Consider the following 9481-nt stretch of genomic DNA (forward strand, 5'->3'; position numbering starts at 1 on the left):
TCGTGCAACATTTTTACCCCGCCAATACCCAGAATAATTTCCTGTTCGATACGAACCCTTTTGCCGCCTCCATACAAACGTGAGGTTATTTCCCTGTCGGAAGGATTATTTTCAAGTATGTCAGTATCCAGTAAATACAAAGGAATGCGTCCGACATTTGCTTTCCATACCTTGGCAAAAACGGTCCGTCCGGGAAATTCAACAGAAATGATCAGGGCTTTCCCACGTTTTTTCACCTCTTCGAGGGGCATACGGTAGAAATCATTCTGGAAATACTCCACCTTCTGATCCCCTTCTTTTGAAATACCTTGTTTGAAATAACCTTTCCGGTAAAGCAAGCCAACCCCTACAAGATTGATATTCAAATCGGAAGATGACTTCAAATGGTCGCCAGACAAAATGCCCAAACCTCCCGAATAAATAGGCAAAGACTCGTGAATGCCGAATTCCATGCTGAAATAAGCCACAGGCCTTTCTTTGGTAATCAGTGCAGTCTGCTTGACCAGCGATTGCGAAGACTCCATGTATTTATTGAATTTTCGCATGACATCTTCATACAACTGGAGATAGCTTTCATTTTCAGCAGCCTGAATAAGTATTTCAGGATCAATGGATTCAAGCAGGCTAACCGGGTTATAGCCTAATTCTTCATAGAGAACAGGATCAAGCCGGTTGAAAAGTTGATGAGCCTCAGGCATCCACGACCATATCATGTTGTAGGCGAGCATACGCAAACCTTCAATTTTATCCGGAATCAGGGCTTTGATGGTGAACGACCTCAGTCTTGGCCTGATACTTTCAGAACCATGAAACTGCATCTCCTCAAATTTTTCATATACTTTGGCCGAAATACCTGAAATCCTTGCATTTGCATTATCTTTTGCAATTTTAAAAGCATGAAGGTAGTTTTTAAAGAAATGTTCCCATTCTGCTTTCATTGCAGTATTTCTGGCGTCTTTTGAAAGTTTAGCCTTTTCGCTGGCCGACATGGAAATAAAAGAAGAAATAACAGCATAAAGTTCATTGACCAGTTGCTCTTCGGTAGTATCCATGCGGTTAAGGACATAAACGCCTTTTTTATTCAGTTTTTCAAGTAAAACCCACCTGCCAAAACCGGAAAGATTGGTCGTTACGGTAGGCACTGAATAGGCGACACTTTCAAGAGGTGTGTATCCCCATGGTTCATAAAATGAAGGATAAATGGTCAGGTTGCATCCCGACAAAGCTTCATAATATTCAAGCGGAAAAATTTTATCTTTCCCGTTCAGATAAACGGGTATAAAAATCAGTTTTATTTTTTCATAAAAATCTTCGGTCAATCCGTATTGATTGGCTTTGTTGATAATGGGGTCGTTTGAAGGATTCCAGAGAGGATGTGTGGCAATTTTGGAATATCGTGTCAGAAAATCGGAATAGGTTTCAAGTGTCATTTCTTCGCTTCCGGCAAGAATAAAGAAATAAACAAGTACCTTTTTCCCCTGAGGAATGTGGTTTTCCTCTTTTAACCTGCCAAGGGTATCAATCAATACATCAATTCCTTTGTTATGAAATTCATAACGCCCTGAGGTTGAAATAATTAATGTATTTTCATCTTCAAATACCTGCTGATGAAATTTACTGGCAAAATCAAGCAGTTTCTTTCTGTTTGCAAGATAAAAGCCTTTGTCTTTTGCAGGATCGGGGACAGAATGAACGTTAAATCCATTGTGAAGAATGCAGTTTACCTTGCAGCCAAGAATCAACTCTGCTTCCATGGCAGTTATTTCACTAACGGTGGTAAAACAATCAGCAAAACGGGCAGAAGCTTTTTCCATGGAATGTTTTGCCAGTACGTTGAAACGCTGGGCTTCCTTGTCAGCATTTATTTTTTCAGGTAAATGATAGATATCTATACCATTTCCGGCCATTGAACGCCCGAGAATGGTAGCATGCGTTGTAAAAATGGTTGAAATATGCGGACTGTTTTTACGAAGATAAAGCAAGCCCGAGCCGCACATCCATTCGTGAAACTGTGCCAGTATATGCTCATCATCAAACAATTCGCTGATGGCTTCGATGGCTCTGCCGGCATTGTGTGCAAACAAAACAGGCTCCACATAGTCGTATCCTCCGGTCATGCTGTCCACACCAAAGTCTTCCCATAACTCATACAAAACCTTGTCTTTATTGACATCATGCCCAAATTTTACCAAAACGACAAGTGGCTTCCCCTGAATATTCCATCTTCCCACTTTTGCATCTAAGCGGATTGCATCAAGTTTTTGTTTAATACCCAGAATTTTCTGATCTGCTTCCTCAATAAAATCCTGATTGTTTTCCAACCAGGGACCAATCAGGATATACTTGTCACCAAAATGTTTAATTACTTCTTCAACCTTACTGACAATAACCGTATGAATACCTCCCACTTTATTGCAGACCTCCCATGATACTTCAAACAAAAACTTTTTAAGATTTTCCATGATTATGTGTTTTAAGGACAAAAAATAAACAATATAGACAAAACGAAATTACGATAAAGCAGCGAAATAACTTCAGGCAACGACAGGTTCGTTGCTTTTTTCTTTTACTGTTTCAATGAGGTCGTTCATCACATTTGAATAGGTGATAAAAGCATCATAGGGGGTTTCGTAAGGATTGAAGTATTTGTGAACATCCCCATCAGAAAACCATTTGGTACACATATAATAAAAATGGTCGGAAGTCAGGAGTTTTCTCCATGTATGAATAATATCCTTGTCTCCGGTTGCTTTAACCATTTTTTCGATTTCATAGATTTTTTCGATGGCAGCATCCTGAAGCGGATTGCCCAGCCAGGCAGTGAGGTCGCGTTCAAGATCAGCCCATGAAACGAAGTACGGTACGTCTATCTGTGCCAGCGGTGTATAAAAGTTTTTTGCCTCTCCCGGTGTAATAAACTGAAAATCAGGATGCCTGAATATTGCTTCCGGTAAAGCCCGCATAAAATCAAAGATACCGGTTTCGGCCCATTGGTGTTCTCCGAATGTCTCATAGTCCATAAAAAGATTGATAAGTTCGCCATTTCCGGCTGTTGCATGTACCCATGAAGCATACTTATCGGCTGTCAGCGGATATTCTTCCCAGGCTCTGTTGGAAAACCTGAATGCTATATCGTCTGATAATTTATAGTTTTTGAGAAGAAGATTCATCTTATAGCTCCCAACCGGCTGATACAGGAAGTTCGGGCTACGCCAACCCAGCACCTGATTGGCTCCTTCTGCCAGAATGGTATTGAACCCCATTTTTTCAACAAAATGAGCTAGGTCGTTGTTGTAAATTAACTCCGTATTCCTGAAAGTTGTGGGATTTTGGCCAAAATACTGCCTGACTTTTTCACTTTGTAATTTTACCTGCTCTTTAAACTCCTCTTTTGAAAAAAGAAAAGAGAGTGAGTGATAATAAGTTTCAGCAATAAACTCAACCTGTCCTGTTGCTGCGAGTTTCTGAAAACTTTCAAGGACATAAGGGTTGTATTTTTCAAATTGCTCGAGGGCAACTCCGGATATTGAAAACGAAACTTTAAAGGCACCCGGATACCTGTTGATTAAATCAAGCAGCATCTGGTTGGTCGGGAAATAGCACTTTTCTGCTACTTTATTCAGAATAGAGCGGTTGGCTTCCTCGTCTTCATAAAAATGATTGTGCCCGATATCGAAAAATGTATAATCTTTTCTTAACCTGAAAGGCTGATGAACCTGAAAATAAAATACTATTGAAATCATTTTATTTAGGATTTAATAGATTCGTAAATTTGCTTAATTTTGTTTCCTGCATTGTCCCACCCTATATTTTTCATATCGTCTTTGCATTTATCTGCAATATCTTTTGCAATTTGCTCATTTTCAATTAATAGAAGAATCAATTCAGCCATTTTATTGATGTCCCAGAAATCAATTTTCAGGGCATGTGGCAAGACTTCTGAAATACCTGATTGCTTGCTGATAATAATAGGCACATCATATAATAGGGCTTCAAAAGGAGCAATACCGAATGGTTCGGAAACAGAAGGCATGACATACACATCACTCATGGCATACATCCTTTCCACATCAAGGCCTTTTAAAAACCCGGTAAAATGGAACCTGTCGAGCATGCGAAGTTTAGCCATTCGCAGTATCATTCTTGGCAGCATATCTCCCGTTCCGGCCATGACAAAACGAACGTTTTTGTTTTTGCGGTAAACCCTGTAGGCTGCTTCGACAAAATAATCCGGGCCTTTTTGCATGGTAATACGACCCATGAAGAGGACAATTTTTTCTCCTTCTTTTTTCTTAAGTCCAAAGGCTTCAAGCTTACGTGTTTTGTCAACCGCATTGTGAACAACTTCCACCTTTTCTGGGGCAATACCATAGCGTGATACAATAATGTTTTTGGTGTAATAGCTGACGGCAATGATTTTATCCGCATTTTCCATCCCGAATCTTTCAATATCATATACCGTCTGGTTTACATGCTCACCGCTTCGGTCGAATTCTGTGGCATGAACATGAATAACTAGAGGTTTTCCTGAGCTTCTTTTAGCGGCTACTCCGGCATAATAAGTCAACCAGTCATGGGCATGAATAATGTCAAAATCATTTCCAAAACCAAGAATTTCACCTATGATTCCATAACGATAAACTTCATCCAGAAGGTCTTTACCATAATTTCCGGTAAAATGTAAAAGCCCTTTATTGGATTTGATAATTTTCTTCAGTGTAACAACATCATGATTTGTGGTAAAGTATTCCACATAATCTTCAGAAGTAAAATAGGGAGCAATGGTAAATTCCTTTTTTATCTCCTTTTTGCTGATTGTGCTAAGTGCCTGAATTACTTTCGAATATCTTTCAATTTTATGTACTTCATCAGCAGCGATAATTTTAAATTTATCATCACCCTGCAATCCCCTGCGGGTAGGAAGCACAAAAGTAAGCTGAACACCATTGTTGACAAGGCCTTTTGCAATTCCATGGCTGGCCGTTCCAAGGCCTCCGCTGATAAAAGGCGGAAATTCCCAGCCAAACATTAATACTCTCATAAGTCAAGTTTTTTTACAATGGTTTCAAAAATTCAAGCACACGAATTACTTCAGCTTCACTCCATGCCTGAGCCATACAACCTTTTGCCACCTGGGGAGGATCAGGCCTAAACAGCTCTGAAATATGAAAAAGACCATATTGTTCGCGGTGCAAAGTCCATAGCTCTTCAAACTGTGATTTTACTTTTTCACGAACCATATCTTTATCTCCATAAACCTTGAAAAGAGCATCCGTGTAAATGCCGATGAGCCATGGCCAGACCATTCCGTTATGATATGCCAGATCACGTAATCGCTGTTCGCCCCTGTATTCTCCTTTATAATTCGGATTCCGCGGTGACAGTGTACGAAGCCCGTAGTGTGTAACGAGGTGTTTATCAATGGTTTCAATCATCAGAATTGCTCTTTCCTTACTGATACAGGTATAAGGCAAGCCGATGGCAAACAACTGATTGGGGCGAATAAACCAGCTCCTGTCGTGATGGCCTCTGTAATAATCGTACAAACACTGGTCGGGCTCGTTCCAGAATGCTTCTTCAAAGTTGTATTCAAATTTTTCAGCAGCTTCAATAAGTCTTGATTTCAGAGCAGGGTCAATTTTTTCACCGAAATCCTTTAAAAGAAATTGAATGGCATTATACCACAAGGCATTGATTTCGACTGCCGCACCATGACGTGGGGTTACAGGCCTGCCATCCACCATGGCATCCATCCATGTCAGGTTAGTACTTTCATTTCCGGCATAAATCAACCCGTCTTCTCCGTGCCATACATTTGGCATCTTCTGGTCGATAACAGCAGATGCAATGTTTTGGAGCATGGGGAGCATTTCATTTTCGATAAAAGCAGAATCATTGGTGAAGTTCAGGTAATGCTGGCAAGCCCAAAACATCAGGAAAGGTGTATCAACACAGTTGTAGGCATGACCGCCTTTTTCGTCTATGATATTGGGCAAGGCCCCGTTTCTTTCCAGTCCGCAAAACTTTTTCAGGATATTTCTGGCTGTTGAAAAATCACCCCTGCACAAGGTGAGGCCAGGCAATGAAATCAGCGTATCGCGTCCCCACTCTCCAAACCAATGATAACCGGCTACAATGCCATCCTGTCCGGAAGTATTTTTTATCAGAAACGAACCGGCAGCAATTTTTAATGATTTCAGAGGTTCAGCTTCATCTTTGAACATGGAAGCAGTTTTCTGGTAATATTTAACTGTATCATTCCATTCATTGTCAATATTTTCCGTTGCAACATCCAGAGAAGCTCTGAAAATCACAGCATCTCCCTCTTTCAGGGTTATTTCAAATACTCCGGGTATGAACAGGTCTTCCTGATAGTCATAGCCTCTGTTTCTTTCTTTCAGGTATTCAAAATTTTTCCACCATTGAGGTGATGGGAAAAACTCTGATTTGACATTGGTCTGGATAAAAACGGGCGGTAATCCGGGATACGGGTCAATTTTAAATCCGTTCTTTTCGAAATAGGTTCGCGGTGCAATATTGAGGTTTTCTTTTGAAAGCATGTGTATTTCGCGATAAGCCAGCATAGGGGTAGCCTTCAGCAAAATGGGTTTTTCAGATTTTTTCACCTCATATTTGACCAGCACTGTATCCGAAAGATAAGGCATGACAATGGACTTGCTGATAAAAGTATCTCCTATACGATAGTTGGTTACCGGGTAATTTTCCAGTTCAAAATACTCTATGTATTTATGACCGGTCGGGTGATAAATCCCGGGAAATTTATTGGTGGACAGGTGAAAATCTTTGCCTTCCAGTACAACATTGACCTCTATTTTTGAAAGAAGGTTGAAAAGTTTTCCTGTTCCGCTGATGGGTAAAACCAGCAAGCCATGGTATTTTCTTGAATGACAATCAAGAATGGTACTGGAACAATATCCACCTTTGCCATTGGTCAGTAAATATTCCTTTTTCAGGCTAATTTGCAAATCCAGTAATTCTTCCCTGTTTAATCTGATTTTCATGCTCAAAATTTTTCTTCCCTGATTTATTGTTTTGTAAACATTCCGGTTGCATGTGTTTCTTCATTCATCAGGAAATAAACTCCTGCAGGCAACTCACTTATATCTAATGTAACTGATTGAATATCTTTTTTCTGTAAGTTTCTGAACCCGGAATATACTTTTCCGTCTGCCGAGATTATTTTCCAGTTGGCCAGTTCAGAATATTCATCCGCAGGTAAAGTAACATTAATTTTATCCTGAGCCGGATTGGGATATATCACCAACTTCGGTCGGATCAATTCCTGAGCAGGTATGCCGACACCATTGTAATAAAACAGCATATCATCAACAATAATCTGGTTCCCGACACCTCCCGGACTGAAAATCAATGAGCTTGAAGCGATGATAATGTTACAGGTATCAGGGACAGGGCTTGAAGGATTAAAGGCAATCTTGACTCGTTTCCATTGAAATGAAGCCGGAAGAAGAGATAAGCCGGAATCTACCACGATTGTTTTTTTGTTTATCAGGTCATACTTTGAAAACTGTACATATACCAGCGCCAGATCCTGTATGTTGTTGGAATTATTATACCTGTAGTAATAAGTAACAGAATCGGGTTTGGCTTTCATGGGAAAACCGCCTGAATAACCCTTTTCATTGATTCTTCCGGTAGTAACTATGCCAAAAGTGTCAAACACACCTCCAAGAAAATTCAAAACAGATGTTTTTACACTGATTGAATAATTCCCCGAATGGGCATCAGTCGATTTGGTCACATTGGCAGGTTTTTGTTCAAGAAAATAAAGGGCATTAAAGCTATTCCATCCGTCAGGCTCTTCCGAATCCAGATTATTCCACATTTCGAGGTCATTATTGGGTAACTGCTGGGCAACACCGTTAAATCTGATGTTGTCAACAGCGATCCAATTGCCGGGATGAAACTGATGTGTAAACGGATTGGCCGCTGCCACCCCAAAAATAACCGTATCAGGGGTATCCGGCAATGATGAAATCATAAAGGTGGTATCTTTCCATGCAGGCTGGTTGCCCATAATTTCAAAAACCTGATTGGAAATCGGTAACCCGTTCTTTTTAAACATTAGCAATACAATAACATCGGCACTGCCCGGAGTATTGTATTTCAGGCTCACAGTAAAAGAAGCAGGCTTATCGGTATAGGGAATACCACCCGACACACCGTTTTCCTCGGGCAATCCATAAAGCATATAACCAAATGCCGAATCCTTTCCTGCAATCTGCGACTTGAGTAAAATAGCAGAATTCCCCGAAGCAGCATCCATAGTGGTCACGGCAAGCTGGTCAAAACCCCTGACCAGACATTCCAGATTCCCCGTGTTCATGTCGCGCGGACTGTAATACACAATTTTGTTGCTCCATACTTCAAAATCGCCATTAAGGACTCCCTGTGCATGGATAAAACCGGCTGTTAAAAGCAGACCCAGTAGTAATTTAATTTTTTTTGTGTTCATAAGTTGAATTTTAATTGTTTCCATTCAATAAAATTTGATTATTAAAAAAAGACTGTAAAGATAGTTTTTTTTGACAAATAAATACACTGAATTTTAAAATTGTTCAGTTTTCATGCCCGCTGTTGTCAAAAACTATTCCAATAGAGTGAAGATGAAAATAATTTATTAAAGAATACCCTAATTTTAAAAACTAACAGAACTGTTACATTATTTCCCCTTAAACAGCTCAGGTTTTACGCTCATCATCAGCCAGAACCATTTGGCTGTCTTTGCTCCGCCAACCGAAATACCTTGTATGGTTTCAAGTGATTCAGAAGGAAAAAGTACTGAAAATCCACCTTTCAGGCTGATTTCTTTTAAAAATTTCAGATTGAAAAACACATCGGCTTCCTGAGCAAGATAGGAATCAAGATAGACAGATCCTGAAGAAGGATAAAGTGGGTTTTTGACCTTTTGATCCAGCATAAAATAATGATAATCAATTCCAAAATCAAAATTCTCACGAGCTTTGAAACTGGTTTTGACAAAAATATCTCTTAAGCCGCCAGAGAGGGTAGCCTTATCTGGTTGGGAAAAATAATCGAGACTGCCATAATACCTGTGTCGGTTGCCATAATGCAAGTCAAACAGGTTTTCACAAGAAGTATTGTTTATTTTATTGCCGGAAATAAGGTCAAGTCCGGTAGCAAAATTAAATTTCTTTAAAGCATACGACACCTTCAGGCTGGTAAAATACGCACTGACATTTTCCCCTGACATATTTTTTCCCGTCTGGTAATAAGCTTCACCAGTCAGATTGAATGATGAAATATTTAATCTGAAATTCGGGCCGAAGGTATGCATCAAATGAAAAACATCCGGAGTTCCGGGCTGCTGTCGGAGACTGGCAAGTTCCAGAAAGGACAGATGAAATTTTTCACCCAAAGTTTTCTTGAGATAAATAAAATTAAGTGATTTTATTTTAGAAAGGCTTTCTTTCTGGATAGA

6 protein-coding genes are annotated in these 9481 nt (G+C 39.8%); all 6 read right to left on the reverse strand.

Annotated features, from left to right (window positions below):
* Positions 1-2462: alpha-glucan family phosphorylase (gene glgP, locus GX437_02460; protein ID NLJ06512.1), on the reverse strand; the 2462-nt coding region annotated here is incomplete at its 3' end.
* A 72-nt stretch (positions 2463-2534) separates the two neighbouring features.
* Positions 2535-3743 (reverse strand): alpha-amylase, encoded by a 1209-nt coding sequence (locus tag GX437_02465; GenBank protein ID NLJ06513.1) that lies wholly within the window; start codon positions 3741-3743, stop codon positions 2535-2537.
* Between the two features lie 5 nt (positions 3744-3748).
* Positions 3749-5041, reverse strand: coding sequence for a glycosyltransferase family 4 protein (locus GX437_02470; protein NLJ06514.1), 1293 nt, complete (start codon positions 5039-5041; stop codon positions 3749-3751).
* Positions 5042-5054: 13 nt separating this feature from the next.
* The gene (locus GX437_02475) at positions 5055-7022 is read right to left on the reverse strand and encodes a glycogen debranching protein (protein NLJ06515.1); all 1968 of its coding nucleotides are present in this window, start codon (positions 7020-7022) and stop codon (positions 5055-5057) included.
* Between the two features lie 23 nt (positions 7023-7045).
* Complete coding sequence (locus GX437_02480) at positions 7046-8494, reverse strand: T9SS type A sorting domain-containing protein (GenBank protein ID NLJ06516.1); 1449 nt, start codon at positions 8492-8494, stop codon at positions 7046-7048.
* A 207-nt stretch (positions 8495-8701) separates the two neighbouring features.
* The gene (locus tag GX437_02485) at positions 8702-9418 is read right to left on the reverse strand and encodes a hypothetical protein (GenBank protein ID NLJ06517.1); all 717 of its coding nucleotides are present in this window, start codon (positions 9416-9418) and stop codon (positions 8702-8704) included.
* Between the last annotated feature and the right edge of the window lie 63 nt (positions 9419-9481).

The sequence above is a fragment of the Sphingobacteriales bacterium genome (assembly GCA_012517435.1).
GTDB lineage: Bacteria > Bacteroidota > Bacteroidia > CAILMK01 > JAAYUY01 > JAAYUY01.

Excerpts from the sequence above, each read along its gene's own strand:
- GX437_02470 (NLJ06514.1), bottom strand. The coding sequence starts at position 5,041 with ATGAGAGTATTAATGTTTGGCTGGGAATTTCCGCCTTTTATCAGCGGA.
- GX437_02475 (NLJ06515.1), bottom strand. The coding sequence starts at position 7,022 with ATGAAAATCAGATTAAACAGGGAAGAATTACTGGATTTGCAAATTAGC.
- GX437_02465 (NLJ06513.1), bottom strand. The coding sequence starts at position 3,743 with ATGATTTCAATAGTATTTTATTTTCAGGTTCATCAGCCTTTCAGGTTA.
- GX437_02480 (NLJ06516.1), bottom strand. The coding sequence starts at position 8,494 with ATGAACACAAAAAAAATTAAATTACTACTGGGTCTGCTTTTAACAGCC.